The organism is Allobosea sp. P1_A7 (genome assembly GCF_056406775.1).
Genome location: NZ_JBFTZN010000031.1, coordinates 1 through 23220 on the forward strand (window position 1 = coordinate 1; position 23220 = coordinate 23220).

Annotated in this window: 17 protein-coding genes and 2 pseudogenes; 12 read left to right on the plus strand and 7 right to left on the minus strand. The window is 64.5% G+C overall.

The window, feature by feature from the left end; translation table 11 throughout:
• Nucleotides 1–96: 96 nt before the first annotated feature.
• Nucleotides 97–816: a GntR family transcriptional regulator gene (locus tag AC1D34_RS07745; RefSeq protein WP_441507741.1), complete on the plus strand. Its 720-nt coding sequence runs from the start codon at nucleotides 97–99 to the stop codon at nucleotides 814–816.
• A 558-nt stretch (nucleotides 817–1374) separates the two neighbouring features.
• On the opposite strand, the gene AC1D34_RS07750 is transcribed toward AC1D34_RS07745, so the two are convergent.
• The gene (locus AC1D34_RS07750) at nucleotides 1375–2619 is read right to left on the minus strand and encodes a benzoate/H(+) symporter BenE family transporter (RefSeq protein WP_476823922.1); all 1245 of its coding nucleotides are present in this window, start codon (nucleotides 2617–2619) and stop codon (nucleotides 1375–1377) included.
• Between the two features lie 114 nt (nucleotides 2620–2733).
• Between AC1D34_RS07750 and pdxR the strand changes: the two genes are divergently transcribed.
• Together pdxR and AC1D34_RS07760 are read left to right on the plus strand one after the other, a co-directional pair.
• Nucleotides 2734–4224 (plus strand): MocR-like pyridoxine biosynthesis transcription factor PdxR, encoded by a 1491-nt coding sequence (gene pdxR, locus AC1D34_RS07755; protein ID WP_476823923.1) that lies wholly within the window; start codon nucleotides 2734–2736, stop codon nucleotides 4222–4224.
• A 243-nt stretch (nucleotides 4225–4467) separates the two neighbouring features.
• Entirely contained in the window at nucleotides 4468–5268 is an 801-nt protein-coding gene (locus AC1D34_RS07760; RefSeq protein WP_476770784.1) for a YggS family pyridoxal phosphate-dependent enzyme, read from the plus strand.
• Nucleotides 5269–5380: 112 nt separating this feature from the next.
• Here the strand turns inward: AC1D34_RS07760 and AC1D34_RS07765 are convergent, their stop codons facing one another.
• The 5 genes and pseudogenes from AC1D34_RS07765 to AC1D34_RS07785 all read right to left on the minus strand — a co-directional run bounded on the left by AC1D34_RS07765 (nucleotide 5381) and on the right by AC1D34_RS07785 (nucleotide 10899).
• The gene (locus AC1D34_RS07765) at nucleotides 5381–6133 is read right to left on the minus strand and encodes an SDR family NAD(P)-dependent oxidoreductase (protein ID WP_441507737.1); all 753 of its coding nucleotides are present in this window, start codon (nucleotides 6131–6133) and stop codon (nucleotides 5381–5383) included.
• 233 nt (nucleotides 6134–6366) lie between these two features.
• Nucleotides 6367–7545: a GAF domain-containing sensor histidine kinase gene (locus tag AC1D34_RS07770; protein WP_441507736.1), complete on the minus strand. Its 1179-nt coding sequence runs from the start codon at nucleotides 7543–7545 to the stop codon at nucleotides 6367–6369.
• A gap of 162 nt (nucleotides 7546–7707) precedes the next feature.
• Nucleotides 7708–9946, minus strand: a pseudogene (locus AC1D34_RS07775) (hybrid sensor histidine kinase/response regulator); the annotation flags it as partial.
• A gap of 39 nt (nucleotides 9947–9985) precedes the next feature.
• Nucleotides 9986–10417 (minus strand): annotated as a pseudogene (locus AC1D34_RS07780) (PAS domain-containing protein); the annotation flags it as partial.
• 221 nt (nucleotides 10418–10638) lie between these two features.
• Nucleotides 10639–10899: a hypothetical protein gene (locus AC1D34_RS07785; RefSeq protein WP_441491035.1), complete on the minus strand. Its 261-nt coding sequence runs from the start codon at nucleotides 10897–10899 to the stop codon at nucleotides 10639–10641.
• Nucleotides 10900–11014: 115 nt separating this feature from the next.
• Here AC1D34_RS07785 and AC1D34_RS07790 point away from each other — a divergent pair, with 115 nt between their 5' ends.
• Nucleotides 11015–11443, plus strand: a complete 429-nt coding sequence (locus AC1D34_RS07790; RefSeq protein WP_476823924.1) for a hypothetical protein — start codon at nucleotides 11015–11017, stop codon at nucleotides 11441–11443.
• 37 nt (nucleotides 11444–11480) lie between these two features.
• On the opposite strand, the gene AC1D34_RS07795 is transcribed toward AC1D34_RS07790, so the two are convergent.
• A complete protein-coding gene (locus AC1D34_RS07795) occupies nucleotides 11481–13382 on the minus strand; it encodes a hybrid sensor histidine kinase/response regulator (protein ID WP_441507733.1) in 1902 nt (633 codons plus the stop codon).
• 202 nt (nucleotides 13383–13584) lie between these two features.
• On the opposite strand from AC1D34_RS07795, the gene AC1D34_RS07800 reads away from it, so the two are divergent.
• The 8 genes from AC1D34_RS07800 (at nucleotide 13585) to AC1D34_RS07835 (ending at nucleotide 23055) form a co-directional block, all read left to right on the plus strand.
• Nucleotides 13585–14010 carry a lipocalin-like domain-containing protein gene (locus tag AC1D34_RS07800; RefSeq protein ID WP_441491038.1) on the plus strand — a complete coding sequence of 142 codons (426 nt, stop codon included), beginning with the start codon at nucleotides 13585–13587 and terminating at the stop codon, nucleotides 14008–14010.
• A gap of 68 nt (nucleotides 14011–14078) precedes the next feature.
• Entirely contained in the window at nucleotides 14079–14993 is a 915-nt protein-coding gene (locus AC1D34_RS07805; protein ID WP_441491039.1) for a LysR family transcriptional regulator, read from the plus strand.
• A 230-nt stretch (nucleotides 14994–15223) separates the two neighbouring features.
• Nucleotides 15224–15712 carry an NAD(P)H-dependent oxidoreductase subunit E gene (locus AC1D34_RS07810; protein WP_441491040.1) on the plus strand — a complete coding sequence of 163 codons (489 nt, stop codon included), beginning with the start codon at nucleotides 15224–15226 and terminating at the stop codon, nucleotides 15710–15712.
• Entirely contained in the window at nucleotides 15709–17295 is a 1587-nt protein-coding gene (locus AC1D34_RS07815; RefSeq protein WP_441491041.1) for a formate dehydrogenase beta subunit, read from the plus strand. Before AC1D34_RS07810 ends, AC1D34_RS07815 begins: the two co-directional genes overlap by 4 nt.
• 10 nt (nucleotides 17296–17305) lie before the next feature.
• Entirely contained in the window at nucleotides 17306–20185 is a 2880-nt protein-coding gene (gene fdhF, locus AC1D34_RS07820) for a formate dehydrogenase subunit alpha (protein WP_476823925.1), read from the plus strand.
• Nucleotides 20172–21014 (plus strand): formate dehydrogenase accessory sulfurtransferase FdhD, encoded by an 843-nt coding sequence (gene fdhD / locus AC1D34_RS07825; protein ID WP_476823926.1) that lies wholly within the window; start codon nucleotides 20172–20174, stop codon nucleotides 21012–21014. The genes fdhF and fdhD overlap by 14 nt, the downstream gene beginning before the upstream one ends.
• Nucleotides 21011–21286, plus strand: a complete 276-nt coding sequence (locus AC1D34_RS07830; RefSeq protein WP_441507729.1) for a formate dehydrogenase subunit delta — start codon at nucleotides 21011–21013, stop codon at nucleotides 21284–21286. The genes fdhD and AC1D34_RS07830 overlap by 4 nt, the downstream gene beginning before the upstream one ends.
• Before the next feature lie 110 nt (nucleotides 21287–21396).
• A complete protein-coding gene (locus AC1D34_RS07835; protein WP_476823927.1) occupies nucleotides 21397–23055 on the plus strand; it encodes an OFA family MFS transporter in 1659 nt (552 codons plus the stop codon).
• Nucleotides 23056–23220: the final 165 nt, after the last annotated feature.

The following is a 23220-nucleotide window of genomic DNA, read 5'->3' on the forward strand; positions in this document are numbered from 1 at the left end:
GTCCTGGATGCAGTACAGGTTCGTCTTCTGGCAGCGTTCGAGTAACACCATCTCTTCCAGGGCACCCCGGTGAGCGGCAGCAGGACAGACACGACCATGGCAAAAGCTGCCGAGAAGACCACGCTGTCTACGACGGTCTACCAGAAACTGCGCAGCGACATCATCCAGGGTGAATTCAGGCCGGGTGAGAAGCTGCGCATCGAGGGGATTGCCTCGACCTATGGCGTCGGCAGCAATGCGGTCCGCGAGGCCCTGTCGCGGCTGTCATCGGAGCGCCTCGTCGAGCGGCACGAGCAGCGTGGCTTCTCGGTGCCGACGATTGCCCTCGACGATTGGCGGGTCCTCGTCCGCACGCGCTGCTGGCTCGAAACCAGGGCGCTCGAGGAAGCGATCAGCCATCGTGACGAGCGCTGGGAGGAAGGCATCGTGCTCGCCCTCCACCGGCTCTCGCGCTATCGCTCGGATCTCCCTGCGGAGCGCGCCGCCTGGGAGGACGCCCATCGCAATTTCCACCGGGCGCTGCTGGCGAATTGCGGTTCGCCCTGGCTGCTCGAGTTCTGCGAGATCCTGGCCGACCACGCCTCGCGCTATATTTCGATCTCGCACGCCTTTGGCAGGATGCCGCGCAATGGCCAGAGCGAGCACGAGGCGCTGATGAAGGCGGTGCTCAACGGCACCCCGCAGGAAGCTTGTGCCCTGCTCGTCGCGCACTACACCAAGACGCTCCAGACGATCGAGGAACTGTTCACGGAGGAGCGTTTCGCAGCCCTTGCGACCGGGCCGGGGAGCACACGCACCGCGGAATTCACGGACTGACCACAGCGACGCTACGCGGAAATCTGATCTCCGCGTCGGCAAATCTGTGGGGACCGCCGTTGTTTCGAGTGTCGCCTCCAGCCCGATCTTGCCGGGCCTCTTCCCGTCTCCGCCCGCCGCAGCGACGAACGTGGCTGGCGTGTCTGACTGGACCTCGGGACAGTCGGTGGTCAGGCTCGGCGACAAGGCCGAAATCCTCCTGGAGCCCCCCGGACCCGGCAATGGGCTCGTGAGCCGAAGGTGCGCATATTGGCGTAAGGCATCGCTCGTCAGAAGCCGACCGATGCGGTCGTAAACGGCAAGCCCGTCACGCGGTGCCTGTTCGGAAGCGGCAAAAGTCCGACGATTGCCGAACACCGGATTGTCCATGGTAGTGGACATGCTTGGTGGCGTGGCGATCGTCTGGGCAGCTGACGCGGCGGCCCCGATAATTCGCGTGAGATGGTTCGGTTTCTGCTCGAAAGCTGAGGCGAGACCGAACATGTCCCCTGTGGGATTGCACGAGAAGGATCACGTTTCGGGTCGGCCGACATTGACGAAGGCGAAGTCCGCATGCCCTCACTCTGCCGCGCCTCTGCCGACTGCCAACGGACGAGTGCTCTCGACAGACTCACGGCGCGGCAAACGGCCATGCAGGATCACATAGGCGACGAGCCCGATCACCAGCCCCCAGAACGCCCCGCCGATGCCGAGCAGGCTGATCTTGGCCGAGGAGGCAAGGAACGTGATCAACGCCGCCTCACGCGACCTCGGATCAGCCATAGCGCTGGCGAGGCTGCCGCCAATCGTGCCCAGTAGCGCCAGCCCTGCGAGCGTCGTGATGAAGGTCGCTGGGAATGCCATGAAGACCGCCGCCAGAGCCACGCCGAAGACGCCGACAAGCACATAGAAAACGCCTGCGGCGATTCCTGCGATCCACCGTTTGGACGGATCCTCATGCGCTTCCTTGCCCGTGCAGATCGCCGCGGTGATCGCTGCGATGTTGAAGGCGTGGGAACCGAACGGCGCCATGATCAGCGAACCGAGACCTGTCACGGTCACGATCGGATTGGCGCTGGTCCTGAAGCCGTCATTGCGCAGGACGAGCATCCCCGGCATGTACTGCCCGGTCAACGTGATCAGGAACAGCGGCAACGCGACGCTCAAGAGCGCATTGAGCGAAAAGTCCGGCGCAGTGAACACCGGAGCCGCAAGCTTGAACTGAAGCCCCGCGAGATCGACACGTCCCTGCACAGTCAAGAAGGCGAGGCCGAGCACCAGAATGCCAACGATAGCATAGCGAGGGATGAAGCGCTTCAGCACGAGATAGGCGATGATCAGAAGCCCAACCAGCAGAGGATCGACGCTCGCACCGCCAAACGCGCCGATGCCGAACTGCAGCAGGATACCGGCGAGCAAGCCTGATGCGATGCCCGGCGGGATCAGCCTGACGACCTTCTCGAAATAGCCCGACAGCCCGAGGGCGACGAATGCGGCCGCCGAGATCAGGTAAGCACCGACCGCCTCGGCATAAGGGGTCGTGGCGAGTGCCGTGACGAGGAACGCCGCCGCCGGCGTCGACCAGGCCGTGATGATCGGCTCGCGAAAGTGCCAGCTTAGATAGATCCCCGTCAGCCCCACGCCGATGGAAACAGACCAGACCCAGGATGCCGTCAGCTCCGGGCTGAGCCCCGCAACCTTTGCGGCCTGAAAGACCAGAATGAAGGTTCCCCCATAGTTGACGATGACAGAGATCAGTCCCGCGACGATCGGAGGCGCGAGATCACTTGGAGTGAGCGATGGTGGTGACGAGACAGGCGGCATGATCGTGGTCGTTATCCTGAAAACCCGCCTGGCCCGGGCCAGCGAGGCGGCTTGACTCCTAGCGGATCAATGGTCTGTTCATCCCCTCCACTTTCTTCGAGCAGGTCAGACCAATTGTTCAAGCATTCTCAGTTGGAATCGGTGAAGGCATGGCTTGCCCATCCCGCCCATGCGGAACTGCCGCTTCACGCGCGTATTCAACGGGCTTTGCGGCAGATGATCCTCGATGGTGCGCTGGGCCCCGGCAAGCCGCTGCCGGCCTCGCGGGCGCTCGCCAAATCGCTCGGTCTCTCCCGCGACACGATCGAGGCCGCCTATGCCCAGCTCCATGCCGAGGGCTTCATCGACCGGCGGGTGGGCAGCGGCAGTTTCGTGGCTGAGATGACCCAGTTCACTCCTGGCCTCAGGCTCTCTCATCGCGGCGCACTGCGGCGTAGCCCGGCTTCGAACCTCAGCGAACGCGGAGCGGCCATCTTCCGCGGTGGCGGCGTTCGCGAGCAGCTATCTCCCCGGCCGTTTGCCCCGGGCGTACCCGAGACGCGCAGCTTTCCGCTCGCGCTCTGGCAACGCCTGGAGCGGCAGGTGCTGAAGGAGACCGGCACGCGGGCGCTTCTTCACGGAGATCCCCAGGGCGCGGAGCCGCTTCGACGCGCTATTGCAGACTATGTCAACCTGGAGAGAGGCGCCCGCGCTCATCCCGACCGCGTGCTGGTCCTGACAAGCTCACAACAGGCAGTGGCGCTCTGCGCCAATATGCTGCTGGATCCTGGAGACCGCATCTTTATCGAGGATCCAGCCTATTACGGGGCACGCAAGGCCTTCGATGCAGCCGGTCTGGAATCTGCGCCTATCCGCGTCGACGATCAGGGAATTCTGGTCGAGCAACTGCGTGACGATCCGCGCAAGGCCAAGGCCGTCTTCCTGACGCCGTCCCATCAGTTTCCGACGGGCGCGACACTTGCGCTCGACCGGCGTCTCTCCCTGATCGAATGGGCAGCGAAGCATCAGGCCTGGATCATCGAGGACGACTACGACAGCGAGTTTCACTACGCCGGCAAACCAATGGCCTGCGTTCAGGGTCTCGATCAGCATGACCGGACCGTCTATATCGGCACATTCACGAAATCGCTCTTTCCAGGCTTGCGGGTCGGCTATGTCGTGCTGCCCCCGCAGCTGGTCAAGCCAATGACGATTGCGCGCACGCTCCTGGACGGCCACACCGCCTCGATCGCGCAATTGACACTCGCCCGTTTTATGGAGGGAGGACATTTCGGAGCGCATGTTCGCGCCATGCGTAATGTCTACGCCGAGCGGCTCGAAATCCTGGCAAGCCTCGTGCGGACGGAGCTTTCGGCTTTCGTCGAGCCTCGGGTTCCGATCGGTGGACTCCAGATGCCGTGCGCGCTGACCGGCGACCTTTCAGAGCGTGCGGCCATCGACGCCGCGCAGCGCGTTGGCGTCGAGCTTCTGGGTCTGTCGGCCCTTCATGCTTCTGGCAATGGCGAGGCTGGCTTTCTGATGGGCTTCGCGGCCTACACTCCGGCCGAGCTTGAGGTCGCAGTCAAGCAGCTCTCGAGCGCATTCCGGACTGTGAAGAGCGCGTAGACCGGGGCAGTCCGGCTCACCGCAAATGGCCGGCCTTATCCTCTGCAAGTGGATGGGTGCAGCAGGCCATTTTCAAGATAAATACCGACGAAGCGATCCGCCGCAGATCAACAGTCGCATGTGCCAGGACTACACTTCATCTGGGTATAACGGACCTGCATCAAGGCGGGATCGTCGGGTTGCCGCCCTCGGCAAGGTCTTCGCAAGACTTGCCCGGCGGTCTCATCTGGAGCTTGCTTCGACATGAATGCACCATCGACGGGCGCCCTTTCGGCCGAGGATATCGCCCGCTTCGGTCATGACCCTGCCGAAGCATTTGCGATGAACCTGAAAGCCGTTCAGGAGCGCATCGCGTCAGCGTGCCAGGGCTGCGGGCGAAATCCAGTCGATGTGCATCTGCTGCCGGTCACCAAGACGGTTCCCGCCCATATCCTGCGGCTCGCCTTTGCTGCAGGCATCTCCAGCTTTGGGGAGAACAAGCTTCAGGAGGCCCGGGACAAGCGGTCGGTGCTTGGCGACCTGCCGATCCGCTGGAGCATCATCGGTCACCTCCAGACGAACAAGGTCAAGTATCTCGCCCGCTTCGCCACGGAGTTCCATGCCCTCGACAGCGTCCGGCTGGCCGATGAGCTCAACCGCCGGCTGGAGGCCGAGGGGCGCGACCTCGACGTCTTCGTTCAGGTGAACACGTCCGGCGAGGCCAGCAAGTACGGCCTGCATCCCGACGATCTTGTGTCGTTCGTCGAATGTCTGTCCGAGTACCCTCGCCTGAAGCCGCGCGGCCTCATGACGCTGGCAATCTTCAGTGCGGATTCCGAGCGCGTGCGCGCCTGTTTCCGGCTGCTGCGGACCCTGCGGGACCGCGCCGTCAGCATCGATCCCGGCCTTGTGCAGTTGTCGATGGGTATGTCGGGTGACTTCGAGTGCGCCATCGAGGAAGGCGCCGACGTCGTTCGGGTCGGCCAGGCCATTTTCGGTGCGCGACCGACCAGCGACGCGCTCTACTGGCCTGGTCTCATCCCGACCTCGCGACCGGAAGAGTGACGACACCGAGCCGAGCCTGTTCTGTTTCCGAAAGCAGACATGATCCGGCGGCAATGCGGGTTGCCGGCTGCGCCTCATGCAGCTTCGTCAGGCCCAGGTCTTCACCGCTGCGTCAGGTCAGCAACTGCCCGCCATCGACGACGATCGTTTGCCCGGTCACCCAGCTTGCCATGTCGCTCGCCAGGAACAGGGCGACATTGGCGACCTCTCCCGGCGCCCCGAAGCGCCCCCAGGGAATGCTGCCGAGCGTGCGCTCGTAGAGCTGCGGATCGGTCGTCTTGCGATTTTCCCACGAGCCGCCCGGAAACGCGATCGAGCCCGGCGCGATGGCGTTGACCCGGATGCGCTTCGGTGCGAGCGCCCGCCCCTGCCCCATGGTGTAGTTGACCACGGCCGCCTTGATGGCAGCGTAGGGCAGCGAACGCGGCACCGCCGTCAGGCCGGAAATCGACGAGATGTTGATGATGGCGCCGCCGCCCGCTTCCTCCAGGAACGGTATCGCCGTCTGGGTGGCGCGCACGGTCGCCATCAGGTCGACATTGATGCTGGCAAGCCAGCCGCTCTCGTCATCCTTCGAGCCGAAGCCCGACGCGTTGTTGATCAGGATGTCGATGCCGCCGAGTGCGCGAGCAGCGTCAGCCACAAAGTTCGCGGCCGCAGAGCCCTCGCCGAGATCGCATGCCATGCTGAAAACCGCTCCGCCATGCCGCTTCAACTCGGCTTCGACGGCACTGAGCCCCTCCGGATTGCGAGCGCAGATCGCCACATCGGCGCCTGCCGCCGCGAAGGAGAGCGCGATGGATCGCCCGATGCCGCGGCTGCCGCCTGCGACGACGACCTTCTTGCCCCTGAAGGAGATTTCCATTCCGTAGCCCCGTGCAAACCATTTGACAGATCACGCCATGGTGCGCTTTCGGCAAACCGGCCTCAATCCGAATATGGCCCGGCGTCGATGTGTCCACACCCCAGTGAGGGGCGGATCATGCCGTCCGCTCCATCGCGGGCGCGAACTCCTTTTTCGGGGCAAGGGGCAATTTCTGTCGCGCATCACCGGCGGGCATGCCTGAGGCGATAGGCGCCGATCGAAGCCCGGGTCGCTCAGCGGGTGAGCGGCATCCTGAATCTGAACCGCGTGCCCTCGGATGTCGAGATGACATCCAGCGTGCCCGCATGCGCCTTGGCGATCTGCGCGCAGATATAGAGGCCAAGACCGAGGCCCTGCTGGTGGGATCTGGCGGAGGCGCGCACGAAGGGCTTGAAGAGCTCGGCCATGACCTCAGGCGAGATCGGCTCTCCGGAATTCGAGACCGACAGCTCGAAATACTCGGGAGACCGATGAGCGTCCACGATCACGGGGCCGTCCTCGGCACCGTGCCTCAGTGCGTTGGCGATGAGGTTCGACGCCATCTGGGCGATGCGCGCCGGGTCGCAGTCGATGACGCCGTCGAACCGCAGCGCCGTCGCGATCTCGCGATCGGGATATGCGGTCTGGAGTTCGCCGATGACCTGTTCGAGCGCGGGCTTCAGGTTCGTCTCGGCACCGCGCTCGAGAATGAACCCGCCGCCCAGTCGCCCGCGAGCGAAATCGAGCACGTCGTCGATCAGGCGCGACATCCGGCCAACGCTGCTCTGCATCATCGTCGCCAGCGTTCGCACCTTCGCCATATCGTCGCTCTTTAGCACCATGCGAAGGCCGGAATGGATGGAGGCAAGGGGATTGCGCAGGTCATGGCCGAGCACGGCGATGAACTGCTCGCGGATCTCGGTGTTCTGCAATTCGCCGACCAGCCTGGCCGCGCTGTCGGCGAGTTTCTGGTGGGCGTCGAGATGGAAGGCGATCAGCTCGGCGAAGAGCCTGAACATGCCGGTAATGGCCGGCGTGCTGACGACATGCGGCCGCGGGTCGATCGCGCAGAGCGTGCCGAAGAATGTTCCATCCGGCAGGATGATCGGCATCGATATATAGCTCTGCAGGCCATAGGTCGCAGGCGTATGATGCCGGCAATAGACGGGGTCCGCATCGACATGGTCGATGACGACCATCTCGCGATGGTCGCGGATTTCATTGCAGATCGTGGTCTCGATCTTGAGCTCGCCGCCGGGCTGCAGGCCGAACGCGATTTCGTCGCGAACGCCACAGGCGACCCAGCGATCCTCGGTCACCCGCGCGACGGCCGCAAAGCCCATGCCCGTCGTCCGGCACACCACTTCCAGAATGCTCGGTACCGCGGCAATGGACGAGATCGCGGCAATATCTTCAGAGAAATCTTGACGCATCAAACCCCGCCCGGAAAAAACGAGCGGAAACACAATCGTGACGACGCGTCTATGTCAAAAGACCGGTCACGATTGGCCGTCCACGCCCGGATATGCGGCTCAGACATTTCTCCATAGCCATGGGCATAGCGGCCATTCCGGCCCCATACCATAGGATAATGCCTAGCCTGTGACGCGTCCCAACACCCGCCCGAGCAGGTCCAGACCATAGGGCTTCTTGAGCAGCTCGGTGCGCGGCTCTGCATCAAGACCCTCGACCTGGTCCCGCCCCGTCGCAAAGACAATGGCGATCGCCGGCTTGAGTTCACGCAAGCTCCGGGAGAGCTCGATGCCCGAAATGTCGGGCAGGCCGACATCGGTCAGCAGGATGTCGATCTCCTCCCGCGACGCGATATCGATTGCCTCGCGCCCGCTATCGGCCTCGATCGCGACATAGCCGAGCTCGCGGACCAGATCGGCGGTATCCATGCGAATGATGGCGTCATCCTCGCAAACGAGGACCGTGAGTTTCCGCGCGGGCTCGGATGCAGCGAGCAGTGCCGGGCTGACTGCCGGCTCCGGCGTGTCGCCAGACGGTTTCCTGCCGCCCTGCGACAGGACCTGCCTGATCTTCCTGGCCAGAGCCTCGCGCGTGTAGGGCTTCGACAGCAGGTTGACGCCTTCATCGAGCCGCCCGCCATGCACGATGGAGTTTTCCGTGTAGCCCGAGGTGAAGAGCACGCCGAGTTCCGGCAGCCTCTCCTTGGCCTTGCGCGCCAGTTCCGGGCTCTTCAATACTCCCGGCATCACGACATCGGTGAAGAGCAGGTCGATGGGTATGCCGCTCTCGATGACCGCGAGCGCGCTTTGCGCGTCATGTGCCTTCAAGACGCGGTAACCGAGTTCGCCCAGCAGTGCGATCACCGTGTCGCGAACGGCTTCGTCGTCCTCGACCACCAGGATGGTCTCGCTGCCGCCGCTGACCGGGCCGGTTTCGCTTTCGACCGGCATATCCTCGACCTGGGTCGAGCGGCTCGAAGACACGCTCCATGACCTCGGGGCTCATGCCCGAGCCCGTATCGGTCACCGCCACCAGGACGTACTGGCCGGCCGAGACATCGGAATGCGCGCGCGCATAGGCGTCGTCGAGAAAGGCGTTGCCGGCTTCGATGGTGAGGCGGCCCTGGCCGTCCATCGCATCACGCGAATTGATCGCGAGATTGAGCAGCGCATTCTCCACATTGGTCGGATCGACCAATGTGTTCCAGAGCCCGCCGGCGATCATCGTTTCCACCTCGACGGCTTCACCGAGCGTGCGGCGAAGCAGATCGTCCATGCCGCGGATCAGCCGGCCGACGCTGACGACCTTGGGCTCCAGCGCCTGCCGGCGGCCGAAGGCCAGCAGTTGAGCGGCGAGCTTTGAGCCGCGCGCCACGCCTGCCATGGCGTTCGCGGCCCGCTTCTCGGCTCTCTCATTGCCGGTGATATCGCGCGAGAGCAGCTGCAGGTTCCCGCTGATCACCTGCAGCAGGTTGTTGAAATCATGTGCAACGCCACCGGTCAGGTTGCCGATCGCCTCCATCTTCTGGCTGTGGCGCAGCGCATCCTGCGCCCTGGCGAGCTCGGCCGTGCGGAGATCGACGCGATCTTCCAAGGTCGTGGCGAGGTCCGATAGCGCCGCCTCGGCCGTCTTCTGATCGTCGATATCGGTATTGGTGCCGATCCAGCGCACCACCGCGCCGTTCTCATCGAGGATCGGGACGGCGCGGGCGATGTGCCAGCGGAAGGCCCCGTCATGGCGCCTCAGCCTGAACTCGGTCTCGTAACCGATCCCGTCGCGACGCGCATTTTCCCAGGCGGCGGCCGCACTCGCGAGATCGTCAGGATGCACGATCGATGCCCAGCGCTCGTCGTCGAGCGAGCCCGCGCCCGTGCCAGAATAGGAATAGACCTGCTCGTTGAACCAATCGAGCATTCCGTCCGGTGTCGCGGTCCAGACATGGTTCGGCATGGACTGCGACAGGGTCCGGAACCGGCTTTCGCTCTCCTGCAAGGCGGCCTCGGCTTTCTTGCGGCCGGTGATGTCCTGGAAGAGCACGGCGACCTGCTTCGCGCTGGCCGGCTCGATGCGAAAGGCCGAGAGCTCGAGATAGCGGCCGGTCGCGACGAGCTCGCGTTCGAAGCGGATCGGCTGGCCGGTGCGGAGCACCCCGCCATAGAGCTCGACCCAGCCATCGGCCTCGTCCCGCACCATGTCGCGGAGCTTCTTTCCGACGACATCGGGAATGCCGGCATGAACCGCGTAGGCGGGATTGGCCTCGATATGGACGTAGTCGCTCAGCGCGCCATGCGGCCCATCGAAGAACTCGATGATGCAGAACCCCTCATCGATGCTGTCGAACAGGGTGCGATAGCGCTCTTCGGTCGCGACCAGCGCCTCTTCGACCGATTTCTGCGCCGTGATGTCGCGGGAAATCGCCAGCAGCCGCTCCGGCTTGCCATCTGGCCCGGGGACGGGCGTGATGCGGACATTCCACCATTTGGGCGTGCCCGCCATCGTCCTGGCGAAGCCCTCGAATTGGCCGGTGCCGCCGGCCCTGGCCGCTGCAACAGCGGCGATCGCCTCTGCCCGATCCTTGCCCTCCCAGAAATCGGTCCAGGCGCGGCCCGCGATCGGCCCAAAATCGGGGACCTCCATGACCCGCATGCCGCCTTCGCTCATGAAGGTCAGCTTGCCGTCGAGGTCGAGAACCTTGATGCAATCGTCGGATATCGCGAGCACGCTCTGGATCAGGCGGCGGTCGCGCTCCACGTCTGTGGTCACAGTCAGGTCCCTGCTCATTGCGCTGCGTGATGTCTCGAGCGTGCAAGGGTTCCTAGTGGCATTCGGCATGAATTGACACTGAGAGGATCATCGCGGGGCCGCCAGACTGAGCAGAGTGGAAGGAAAAACGGGGAGATAGACACGCCGGCAGTCCGCCGGGGAGACGAAGGATTTCGACACCGACAATCGACTGGCGACACTCAACTGCGATGCCCCCCGTCAGGTTCCATCGGTCCGAAAAGATTCTGCGCCTCACGATGCCGTCCGTGCGCAGGCACGAAGAGGCGCCCTCATTCTGATCCGGCCTGGGCCTCGCCTTCGCCGTCCCCGCCATTCATCACGCCGTAGGAGCTGGATTTTGCGCCCGGCACGAGCGTGTAACCGACGGCCTCCAGCCCTCGCCTGAGCAGCTCCCGCACGGCCGCGGCACGCGTCGGCATGCGATTATTGAACCGGAAGTCATCGATCACCCGCAGCTCGTCCTCGTCGAGCATGACCTGAAGTCGCTCGCCGCGGCTGAGGCTTGTTCCCTTGATCGTTGTCTCGCTCATTGTCCGACCCTGCGCTGCCCCGGATCACTCAATCGACGCAAAAGCATCACTCTCATCAGAATGCGCCACTTACTCATTTGTTCCCATTGCGCTATCGGCTCGAAATGAGCAGGCGGTGCGCACGCCTCGCTATAAGTCACTGCACCAATTGGTTTTTTATCGTATCGACGGGCGAGGCGCGGTACTCTTGAGAAAATTATCTCAGGGACCGCGCCGAAGTTTCGCCCGTCCCGGAACAGGAGCAGCGATGCCAGTTGCAGGAAAAATCGTACTCAAGAGCGGAGCACAGCTTCCGCTGGAATACCGCATGGTGACCCAGCCGGACGGCCTCCTGTCCGGTGAGCTGATCGGCGATCTGGATGCCTGGGATCYGTTGGTCTTTGCCGACCGCCTGAGACTGGTCTGCAATGACGGGCGATCAGTCGAGGTGCTGATCACGCATGTGACGGAYAAGGGCGCGCTTTTCATCGCCGCGCTGGAAGTTGCCGCCACGAACTCCGATTGCCAGGGTGTGGCAACCACGACGGCAGCACTCGCTGGCTAGTATTGGGCCGCGGCGCAGTCGGATCTGCGTGCCGAATTCAGCTTGTTGCCGCGTCGACGGCACGCTGGAGATCGACCTGCCAGAACGGCTTTGAGAGCCGGGGCAGTTTCTGTCCCTGCTCGGTTGGCAGCTCCGCATAGCCGGTTGCCAGGATGATCGGCAGGTCCGGCCATTTCGCCCTGATGATTTCGGCGAGCTGGGCGCCCGTCATCCGGGGCATCGCGTGGTCGGTGATGACGAGATCGATCTTTGCGCCGCCGTCGAGCACCTCGAGCGCCTCCCTGGCCGAGGCCGCCTCGATCACGCTGTGTCCAAGATCCTCGAGCAAGGCCGCCGTGTTCATCAGGATGAGTGCGTCGTCATCGACGGCGAGCACCCGCAATGAGCGCTGGGGCTTGTCATCCGCCGGATACGATCGGGCATCGGGCGAGACCTCCTGCGTCGGCAATCGCTCTGCGACGGGAAGCCAGATTTCGGCCGTCGTCCCCTCTCCGGACCGGCTCTTGAGGACGAATCCCCCCCCGGACTGTTCGGCCATGCCATGGACCATGGAGAGCCCGAGCCCGGTGCCCTTGCCGACCCCCTTGGTCGTGAAGAACGGCTCGGTCGCGCGTGCCAACGTCTGCTCGTCCATTCCCTCTCCGACATCGCTCACCGACAGGCAGAGATAGCGCCCTGGCGCCAGGTTCGAGCGCCCGGCCGCCGCAATATCCTCAGCGCGCGCCGCAATGATGATCGTCCCGCCACCTGGCATGGCGTCCCGCGCATTCATGGTCAGGTTCAGCAGCGCCAGTTCGAGCTGATGCGGATCGACGCGCGCCGCATCCAGCGCCAGCGGAAACCGCGTTTCAATACTGACGAGGGGACCGAGCGAGCGCTGGAGCAACTCCGACATGCCCGAGACCAGCTTCGGCAGGTCGACCGTCGTGGGAGAAAGTTCCTGGCGGCGCGCGAAGGACAGCATGCGCTGTGTCAGGGAAATGCCCCGGCGCGCGCCCTCGATCGCGTTATCGGCGAGAGCGGCGACCTTCTCGCTCGAGGCCTGTTTGCGGATGAGCTCCAGGCTGCCGAGGATGGCGGCCAGCAGATTATTGAAGTCATGCGCAACGCCGCCGGTGAGCTGGCCGATGGCCTCGGTCTTCTGGCTTTGAAGCAGCGATTGCCGCGCCTCCTCCAGCGCCTGCTCATGGCGTCGCCGTTCGGTCATGTCCCGGGTGACCTTGGCGAAGCCGATGACCTCGCCATTGTCCCCCTTGATCGCATCGATGACCACGCTTGCCCAGAACGGCGTTCCGTCCTTCCGGAGGCGCCAACCCTCCTTCTCGAACTTGCCCTCGCGGATGGCCGTGTCGAGCGCGCGCTGGGGCTCGCCCCTCTCGCGATCCTCGGCCGTATAGAAACGGGAGAAATGCTGCCCGATGATCTCGTCTGGCGCATAGCCCTTGATCCGCTCGGCACCCTGATTCCAGTTGCTGACGATGCCGTCGCGATTGAGCATATAGATGGCGTAGTCGGTGACGCCCTGCACCAGGAGCCGGAAGCGCTCCTCGCTTCGACGCAGGGCATTTTCGGCTTCTCTCCGCTCGGACAGATCGCGCGTGATCTTGGCGAAGCCGAGGAGTTCGCCGTCCGTTCCATAGATCGCATCGATGACGACGCTGGCCCAGAAGGTCGTGCCGTCCTTGCGGACGCGCCAGCCCTCGCTTTCGAAGCGGCCCTCGCGCGCCGCCGTGCCCAGCGCGAACGCGGGCAGTCCCCTCGCGCGATCGGCATCGGTGTAGAAACGCGAGAAATTGGTGCCAAGCACCTCCAGCGCCGTGTAGCCCTTGAAGCGTTCGGCCCCGCGGTTCCAGCTGCCGATCGTGCCTGCCGGGTCGAGCATGTAGATCGCATAATCCGTGACGGCCTCGACCAGGATGCGATAACGCTCATCGCCCATTGCAGATTGTTCGGCCTTACCCATAGCGTCCCCGCGCATCACACCGGAACAGGGAACGTCGGCGAGTGGACATTGTTCCGTCGCCGGAATGAAAAAGCATCGAGCGCCCCGTCGCAGCGCAGCACGCCTAAGCCCCATTTGCTTTATCGAATGCCCCGAGCAAGATGGCTACCAACTCGCGAAAGCGTCGTTGGAGACTGGCATGGCCGACGCCGAAGCTCTGCTGGGCACCTGGAAAATGATCTCCTGGACGCGCGAGGCTGTCGCGACCGGGGTCGTGACCGACGCCATGGGGTCTGATCCGGTCGGCTACATTTCCTATCAGCCCGACGGTCGAATGATGGCGCTCGTGCTTGACCGGAACAGGGAGAAGCCCGTCGGGTCTGCGCCATCGCCCGAGGAAAAGATCGGTCTGTTCGATTCGATGCTTGCCTATGCGGCGGCCTATACGCTGGAGGACGACAAGGTCACCCACCATGTCGACGCGGCCTGGAACCCGACCTGGCAGATCGACCTGATCCGGCCCTACATCCTGGCCGGGGACAGACTCGTGATCAGCGGAGCGCCCGGCCATGATCCCGCAACCGGCGAAGCGGTGATCTACCGCATGGAGTTCCGGAAGGTCTGAGCGCTTTCGCGGGCAGATCGGCACATTTTCAGATTGAACCGAACGACCGCCGCGCTAGCCTAGCTGCAATGATCATTCGTCAGCTTGTCTATCTGGACGCCCTTGCCCGCGAGAAGCATTTTCGACGCGCAGCCGAGGCCTGCCACGTCTCCCAACCCACCCTGTCCACCGCCATCGGACAGCTGGAGGAAGAACTCGGCGTGCTTATCGTCGAGCGGGGGCGCCGGTTTCAGGGGCTGACCAAGGAGGGCGAGGTCGTCCTCGCCCATGCCCGCCGCATCCTGGCAGAGGCCGACCTGCTGAAGGAATCGATCGCCGAGCTCAGGCAGGGCGTGAGCGGTCGCATCCGGCTCGGCGCCATTCCGACAGCCCTGCCGATGATCGCCCACATCACCGCGCCGTTCTCGGAGCGCTACCCGGCGGTCTCCCTGACCGTGCTGTCGCTGACCTCGGCCGAGATCCAGAGCCGAATCGACAATTTCGAGCTCGATGTCGGCCTGACCTATCTCGACAATGAACCTCTCGACCGCGTGATCTCGAAGCCGATCTACCTGGAATCCTATGTGCTGCTGACGCGCGAGGATGGCGAGATCGCGCGGCAGGACACCATCACCTGGGCGGAAGCCGCGGAGCTCAAGCTTTGCCTGCTGACCTCCGACATGCAGAACCGACGGATCATCGACGGCATCTTTCGCTCCGTCGGACATTCGCCGCGGCCGGCAATCGAAACCAACTCGATCTTCAACCTGTGCTCTCATGCCGGGATCCAGGGCGTCTCGAGCATCGTCTCGCTGCAGCTGCTCGAGTTCTTCGGGGTACCGCTCGGAACCAAGGCCCTGCCGCTCGTGGAGCCGGACGCCAAGCGCACCATCGGGCTGATCGTGGCGGACCGCCAGCCCTTCGCGCCCTTGGCGCGAAACCTGCTGATGATGTCGCGCCCGATCAGCGAGGCCGGCCTGCCTCGCCTGCCCATCGTGAGATAGCTGAGTTCTATCTAAGACGGCAGATCCAGCTCCTCCCGGAGGGAACTATAATCGTTTGGCCGCGTTCTGTGGATTGGCACGCAAGGAGATGCGGCAAGCATCCCGGGAACGCTGCTTTTTGATAGCTAGAAACTATCACGTAGTTGGAACAAACGATTTGAAATCGTTCCAGCCTTGGCCACCCTGACCACAAGCATGACGGCCGGTTCAACGGCCCGCTTGGAGGAAATATGGCTGAGTTTCCGGCATGGGACCGGGACGAAGCACGTCGAATCGTCGGCGGGCTCGTTCATTTGGAAGGCGCAACCCTGCCCATCCTGCACGCGCTGCAGGAGGAGTTCGGCTATATCGACGCCGAGGCCGTTCCGCTGATCTCGGAAGCGTTGAATCTGTCGCGGGCCGAGGTTCATGGCACGATCAGCTTCTATCACGACTTCCGGTCCGAGCCGCCGCCGCGCCGCGTCGTCAAGCTGTGCCGGGCCGAGGCCTGCCAGGCGCTCGGCTGCGAAGACCTCGTCGCGCATCTTGCCCAGGCGGGCGGCATCGCGGTCGATCACGCGTCTCCCGACAGCCCCGTCGCGGTCGAGACCGTCTATTGCCTCGGCAATTGCGCACTCGGGCCCTCGGCCCTGGTGGATGGCGAACTGATCGGGCGCGTCGACGCTGCGCGCCTGCTTGCGCTTTGCGAGACGCAGCCCGGCTCGAGGGGGCAGCGATGAGCCAGGAGTTCACCAACAGCCCGCCCCCCGGCATCCGCGTCTTCGTGCCGATCGATGCGGCCGCCCTGTCGGTCGGCGCCGAAGCGGTCGCGCAGGCGATCCTGCGAGAAGCCGCGGAGCGCGGCATCGAGATCGAACTCGTCCGCAATGGTTCGCGCGGCCTGCTCTGGCTGGAACCGATGGTCGAGGTTGAAACCAGCGAGGGCCGCGTCGCCTATGGCCCGGTCACCGCGGCAGGGGTAGCCGGCCTGTTCGATGCAGGCTTCATGCATGGCGATGCGCATACGCTGCGCCTTGGCCCGGTCGCCGAACTCGACTGGATGAAGCGCCAGCAACGCCTGACCTTCGAGCGTGTCGGCGTCACCGATCCGCTCTCCCTGCCGGAATATCGCGCCCATGGCGGCCTGGCCGGATTGCAGTCGGCGCTCGCGCTTCAGCCGGCCGAGATCGTCGAGACGGTTCGCGCGTCGGGCCTGCGCGGCCGGGGCGGCGCCGGGTTCCCGACCGGGATCAAATGGAAGACCGTCCAGGACGCCAGGGCCGATCAGAAATATATCGTCTGCAATGCCGATGAGGGCGATTCCGGCACATTTGCCGATCGCATGCTCATCGAGGGCGACCCCTTCCTCCTGATCGAGGGCATGGTGATCGCGGCAATCGCCGTCGGCGCGACGCGTGGCTACATCTATCTGCGCTCGGAATATCCGCATGCCTATCGCACGCTCTGCCGCGCCATTCTGAAGGCGGAGCATGCCGGCCTGCTCGGCGACTCGGTCCTCGGTTCCGGACATGCTTTCCACCTCGAGGCCCGGCTCGGGGCCGGCGCCTATATCTGCGGCGAGGAGACGTCGCTGCTCGAAAGCCTGGAAGGAAAGCGGGCGATCGTCCGGGCCAAGCCGCCCCTGCCCGCGCTGCAAGGCCTGTTCGGCAAGCCGACGATAGTCAACAACGTGCTGTCCTTCGCGGCCGTGCCCTGGATCCTGGCCCATGGCGCCCAGGCCTATGCCGATTTCGGCATGGGTCGCTCGCGCGGCACGCTGCCGGTGCAGCTCGGCGGCAATGTCAGACGTGGCGGGCTGATCGAACTCGCCTTCGGCATCTCGCTGCGGGAGATCATCGAGGGCTTTGGTGGCGGCACGCTGAGCGGCCGGCAGATCCGCGCCGTCCAGGTTGGCGGTCCGCTCGGCGCCTATCTGACTGCGAGCCAACTCGACACGCCGATGGATTACGAGGCGCTGGCGGCCATCCGGGCGATGCTCGGCCATGGCGGTATCGTCGTGTTCGACGACACGGTCGACATGGCCAAGCAGGCGCGCTTCGCCTTCGCGTTCTGCGCCAAGGAAAGCTGCGGCAAGTGCACGCCCTGCCGCATTGGCGCGACGCGCGGCGTCGAGGTGATGGACCGCATCATCGCAGGCGAGGAGCGCCCGAAGAACATCGCCGTGCTGCGCGATCTTTCGCGCCTGATGACCGACGCCTCGCTCTGCGCGATGGGCGGCCTGACCCCCATGCCCGTGCTGAGCGCGCTGAACCATTTTTCCGAGGATTTCGACCGGCCACCGCTGCCGATGGCCGCCGAATGAGGAGCATCTGATGAGCCTGATCAAGGAGATCGATTTCGGGACGCCGATCCGCGTGGCGGAGAAGCTGGTCACGCTGACGGTCGACGGACAGAGCGTCACGGTGCCGGCCGGCACCTCCGTCATGGCCGCGGCAATGAGCCTCGGCACCAAGATCCCGAAGCTCTGCGCCACCGATACGCTCGAGCCCTTCGGCTCGTGCCGGCTCTGCCTGGTCGAGATCGAGGGGCGGCGCGGCACGCCGGCCTCCTGCACCACACCGGCCGAGGACGGCATGGTGGTCAGGACGCAGAGCGAGCAGCTCTCGACGCTGCGCAAGGGCGTGATGGAGCTCTACATCTCCGATCACCCGCTGGACTGCCTGACCTGCTCGGCCAATGGCGACTGCGAATTGCAGGACATGGCCGGCGCCGTCGGCCTGCGCGAGGTGCGCTATGGCTATGAGGGTGAGAACCACGTCTTCGCGAAGCAGGACGGCGCGGCCAACGCGCTGTTCCTCGGCAAGGACGCTTCGAACCCCTATTTCACCTATGACCCGTCGAAATGCATCGTCTGCAACCGCTGCGTCCGCGCCTGCGAAGAGGTGCAGGGCACATTCGCACTGACGATCACCGGACGCGGCTTCGAGTCGCGCGTCGCGGCCGGCCCAACCGACTTCCTCGGCTCCGAATGCGTCTCCTGCGGCGCCTGCGTCCAGGCCTGCCCGACCGCGACCCTGATGGAAAACTCCGTCATCGCGATGGGCCAGCCGGAGCATTCCAAGGTCACGACCTGCGCCTATTGCGGCGTCGGCTGCTCGTTCAAGGCCGAGATGCAGGGCGACCGCGTCGTGCGGATGGTTCCCTACAAGGACGGCAAGGCGAACGAGGGACATTCCTGCGTCAAGGGCCGCTTCGCCTGGGGCTATGCGAACCACAAGGACCGCATCACCCAGCCGATGATCCGCGAGAAGATCACCGATCCCTGGCGCGAGGTGTCCTGGGAGGAGGCGATCGGCTACGCGGCGTCCGAGTTCAAGCGGATTCAGGCCAGCTACGGGCGGGAATCGGTTGGTGCGATCACCTCGTCCCGCTGCACCAATGAAGAGGTCTTCCTCGTCCAGAAGCTGGTGCGCGCCGCGTTCCGCAACAACAATGTCGATACCTGCGCCCGCGTCTGCCACTCGCCGACCGGCTACGGTCTGAAGACGACATTTGGCACCTCCGCCGGTACCCAGGACTTCAAGTCGGTGGCCAAGGCGGATGTCATCATCGTCATCGGTGCGAACCCGACCGACGGTCACCCGGTTTTCGCCTCGCGGATGAAGAAGCGCCTGCGCGAGGGCGCCAAGCTGATCGTCGCCGATCCGCGCCGGATCGACCTCGTGAAGTCGCCGCACATCAAGGCCGAGCATCACCTCCAGCTCAAGCCCGGCACCAATGTCGCGCTGATCAATGCGATTGCCCATGTCGTGGTCACCGAGGGGCTGATCGACGAGGATTATGTCCGCGAGCGCTGCGACCTCACCGATTTCGAGATCTGGGCCCGCTTCATCGCCGAAGAGCGCAACTCGCCCGAGGCGAGCGAGGAATTCACCGGCGTTCCGGCGACCGAGGTCCGCGCCGCCGCGCGCCTCTTCGCCACCGGCGGCAATGGCGCGATCTATTACGGGCTCGGCGTCACCGAGCACAGCCAGGGTTCGACCACCGTCATGGCGATGGCGAACCTCGCGATGGCCACCGGCAATATCGGCCGCGAGGGCGTCGGCATCAATCCGCTGCGCGGCCAGAACAACGTCCAAGGCTCCTGCGACATGGGGTCGTTCCCGCACGAGTTCTCCGGCTATCGCCATGTCTCCGACGATGCGACCCGCCAGATCTTCGAGATGATGTGGGGCGTGCCGCTCGAGACCGAGCCGGGCCTGCGCATTCCCAACATGCTCGACGAGGCGGTCGGGGGTACGTTCAAGGGGCTCTATGTCCAAGGCGAGGACATTGCGCAGTCCGATCCCAATACCCAGCACGTCACGGCGGGTCTCGCTGCGATGGAATGCGTCGTCATCCAGGATCTCTTCCTGAATGAGACTGCGAAATACGCCCATGTCTTCCTGCCGGGCTCGTCCTTCCTGGAGAAGGACGGCACCTTCACCAATGCCGAACGCCGGATCAACCGCGTCCGCCAGGTCATGGCGCCGCTTTCGGGCAAGTCGGAATGGCAGGTCACGATCGATCTCGCCAATGCGCTCGGCTATGACATGGCCTACGCCCATCCCAGCGAGATCATGGACGAGATCGCGCGCCTGACGCCGAGCTTCGCAGGGGTGAGCTATGACAAGCTCGACAAGCAGGGTTCGGTGCAATGGCCCTGCAACGAGAAAGCCCCGAACGGGACGCCTCTGATGCATGTCGACCGCTTCGTGCGCGGCAAGGGCAAGTTCATGATCACGGAATACGTGCCGACGCAGGAGCGCACCGGCCCGCGCTTCCCACTGATCCTGACGACCGGCCGCATTCTCTCGCAATACAATGTCGGCGCTCAGACGCGCCGGACCGAGAATTCGATCTGGCACGATGAGGATGTGCTCGAAATTCACCCGTTCGACGCGGAGAACCGCGGCATCCAGACGGGCGATCTGATCTCGCTTGCCAGCCGCTCGGGCGATATCGCATTGCGGGCCGAGGTCTCGGAACGCATGCAACCGGGCGTGGTCTACACGACCTTCCACCATGCCTCGACCGGCGCCAACGTCATCACCACCGATTATTCGGACTGGGCGACGAACTGCCCGGAATACAAGGTCACTGCCGTCGAGGTTCGGCGCACCAATTACTATTCGCAATGGCAGGAGCGGAACCGGGAGGAAGACGTTTCGCTCAGGCTGATCGCGGGCAGGTTGCCGGATGCCGCAGAATAGTTCGCCCGCCCAGTCCCCGGCCTCCTGCGCCGTCCAGGTCGAACCGCTGCGGTTCGACTCAGGCCCGCAGCCGTTCGCGATCGCCGAGGTCCCGGTCGAGACGCCGGTGAACGTCGTCTATGGCACCCTGCCCTATGCGGTGATGATGGCGAGCCCGGCCGATCTGGAGGATTTCGTCGTCGGGTTCAGCCTGACCGAAGGCATCATTGCCGGGGTTGACGAGATCCGCGAGATCCGGGTCACGCCGCGGGAAGACGGCATCGTGGTCTCGGTCGATCTGGCGCCCGGCCGTTTCCGCGAGCATCTGGCCCGGCGTCGCAATCTCTCGGGCCGAACCTCCTGCGGCCTGTGCGGCGTCGAGACCCTGGCCGATCTGCCGGTGGCGGAACTGGTGTCCCGCAGCCGCTCCCCGGTGACACCTGGCGCCATCCGGGCAGCGCTCGCCGCACTGGAAGGCCACCAGCCCCTGCATTGCCGGACGCGCGCCGTCCATGCCGCGGCCTGGTGCGACAGCGAGGGCAAGATTCTGGCTGCGCGCGAGGATGTCGGCCGTCACAACGCGCTGGACAAGCTGATCGGCGCCCGGCTTCGTGCCGGCCATGGCACCGATGACGGCTTCGTCCTCGTCACCAGTCGCGCCTCATTCGAGATGGTCGAGAAGGCCGCGATCTTCGGAGCCGGAACCCTGGTTTCGGTTTCGGCCCCAACATCCCTGGCGATCGAGCGGGCCAAGCGCCTCGGCCTCACCCTGGTCAGCATCGCGCGCAGCGATGCTGCCATGCTTTTCACTGGCACGCTCGCGCATGAGCGGGAGGCCCACACGTCATGAGCACGATAGGCAATACGCCCTCCTCGCATGCCGAAGCGGTGCTGGCAGGTAAAGGCGCCAAGCTCGCGCACATGGGCGGCCAGATCGCCGAGTTCTTCCAATCCTACCCGGACGAGCAGGCCGTGCCCGCGATCGCCGACCATATCAACCAGTTCTGGAGCCGGCGCATGCGCGACGACTTCATCGCAGCCTTCGCTGCAAACCCGTCCGGATTGCCACCGCTGCTGCGCAAGGCGCTGCCCAAGATCAAGGGCGCGCCCGCCGGACGCTGACATCTCTGCTGTTCACGGAATGCCACCGGCCCTTCGAGGGAAGGCCGGTGTCGGAAGAAGCCGGTGCGGAAACCGGCCAGGACGCCAAACGCTCGGGGAGAATGACTGGGATGAGCATCGCACAAGATCTGGGGCAAGTCGCACCGTCGCCCGGCCTGCTGGACCGGGAGCGGATCATCGCGACTGCGGGGTTCAATCGCTGGCTGGTGCCGCCTGCGGCGCTCTGCATCCATCTATGCATCGGCATGGCCTATGGTTTCAGCGTGTTCTGGCTGCCGCTCAGCCAAGCGATCGGCATCACCAAGCCCGTCGCCTGCGCGGCGGATGTCGGGCTGATCGGCTCGCTGTTCACGACGAGCTGCGACTGGAAGGTCGCCGATCTCGGCTGGATGTACACGCTGTTCTTCGTGCTGCTCGGCTCTTCGGCAGCGATCTGGGGTGGYTGGCTCGAACGCTCGGGCCCGCGCAAGGCTGCCTTCGTCTCGGCGCTGTGCTGGTGTGGCGGACTGCTGATCTCGGCCCTTGGCGTCTACACCCACCAGCTCTGGCTGATGTGGCTGGGCTCGGGCGTGATCGGCGGCATCGGACTTGGCCTTGGCTACATCTCTCCGGTTTCGACGCTGGTGAAGTGGTTCCCGGACCGGCGCGGCATGGCGACCGGCATGGCGATCATGGGTTTCGGCGGCGGCGCGATGATCGGCTCGCCTCTGGCTGACATCCTGATGAACTATTTCAAGACGCCGACCTCCGTCGGTGTCTGGCAAACCTTCGTCGTGATGGCCGTGATCTACTTCGCCTTCATGATGGCAGGTGCCTTCGGCTACCGCATTCCGCCCGCCGGCTGGCGCCCGGAAGGCTGGACGCCGCCGGCAACGCAGAACGCGATGATCACGTCCGGCCATGTCCATCTCAAGGACGCGCACAAGACGCGGCAATTCTGGCTGATCTGGGCGGTGCTCTGTCTCAACGTCTCCGCGGGCATCGGGGTGCTCGGCATGGCGTCACCCATGCTGCAGGAGATTTTCGCGGGATCGCTGATCGGCAAGCCCGAGATCGGCTTTGCCGCGCTCGATGCCGAGCAGAAGAAGCAGATCGCGACGATCGCCGCGGCCTTTGTCGGCCTGCTCTCGCTGTTCAACATCGTCGGCCGCTTCTTCTGGGCCTCGCTGTCGGACAAGCTCGGGCGCAAGCTGACCTATGCCACCTTCTTCGGCCTCGGCATGCTGCTCTACGGGCTCTCGCCCTGGGCGGCGCATGCCGGCTCGCTGGCGCTGTTCGTCGGCTTCTTCTGCATCATCCTGTCGATGTATGGCGGCGGCTTCGCGACGGTTCCGGCCTATCTCGCCGACATGTTCGGAACCCAGTTCGTCGGCGCGATCCACGGGCGCCTGCTGACGGCCTGGTCGACGGCCGGCATCGTCGGCCCGGTGGTCGTGAACTACATCCGCGAGGCGCAGATCAATGCGGGCGTGCCCCGTGCGCAGGTCTATGACCGGACGATGTATATTCTGGCCGGCATGCTGGTGCTGGGCTTTATCTGCAACCTGCTCGTGCGCCCCGTTGCGACGAAATGGTTCATGAAGGACGCGGAAGTCGCCGCCCTCCAGGCCAAGTCGGCCAATGCCAGCGCCAGCCTGCATTACGGCTCCTTCGGCATCGGTAAGGGCGGGCTCGACGGCACGGCGCTGCTCGCCTGGGCCGTCGTCGGCATCCCGATTGCCTGGGGTGTCTGGATCACCCTGTCCAAGTCGCTGGCGCTGTTCCGGTAACCGACAGGATTCGGACGTGACCGTCGAGGCCTGCGGCATGCCGCGGGCCTCGATCCGTTTGGGGCGTGCCGGCCAAGGAGACAGCTCTCCGCCCTCCCCGTTATTCAGACGGAAATACAATGCGATGTCTTGGCTTCTTCGTTAGAGTCATGAAGTAACGGTTGC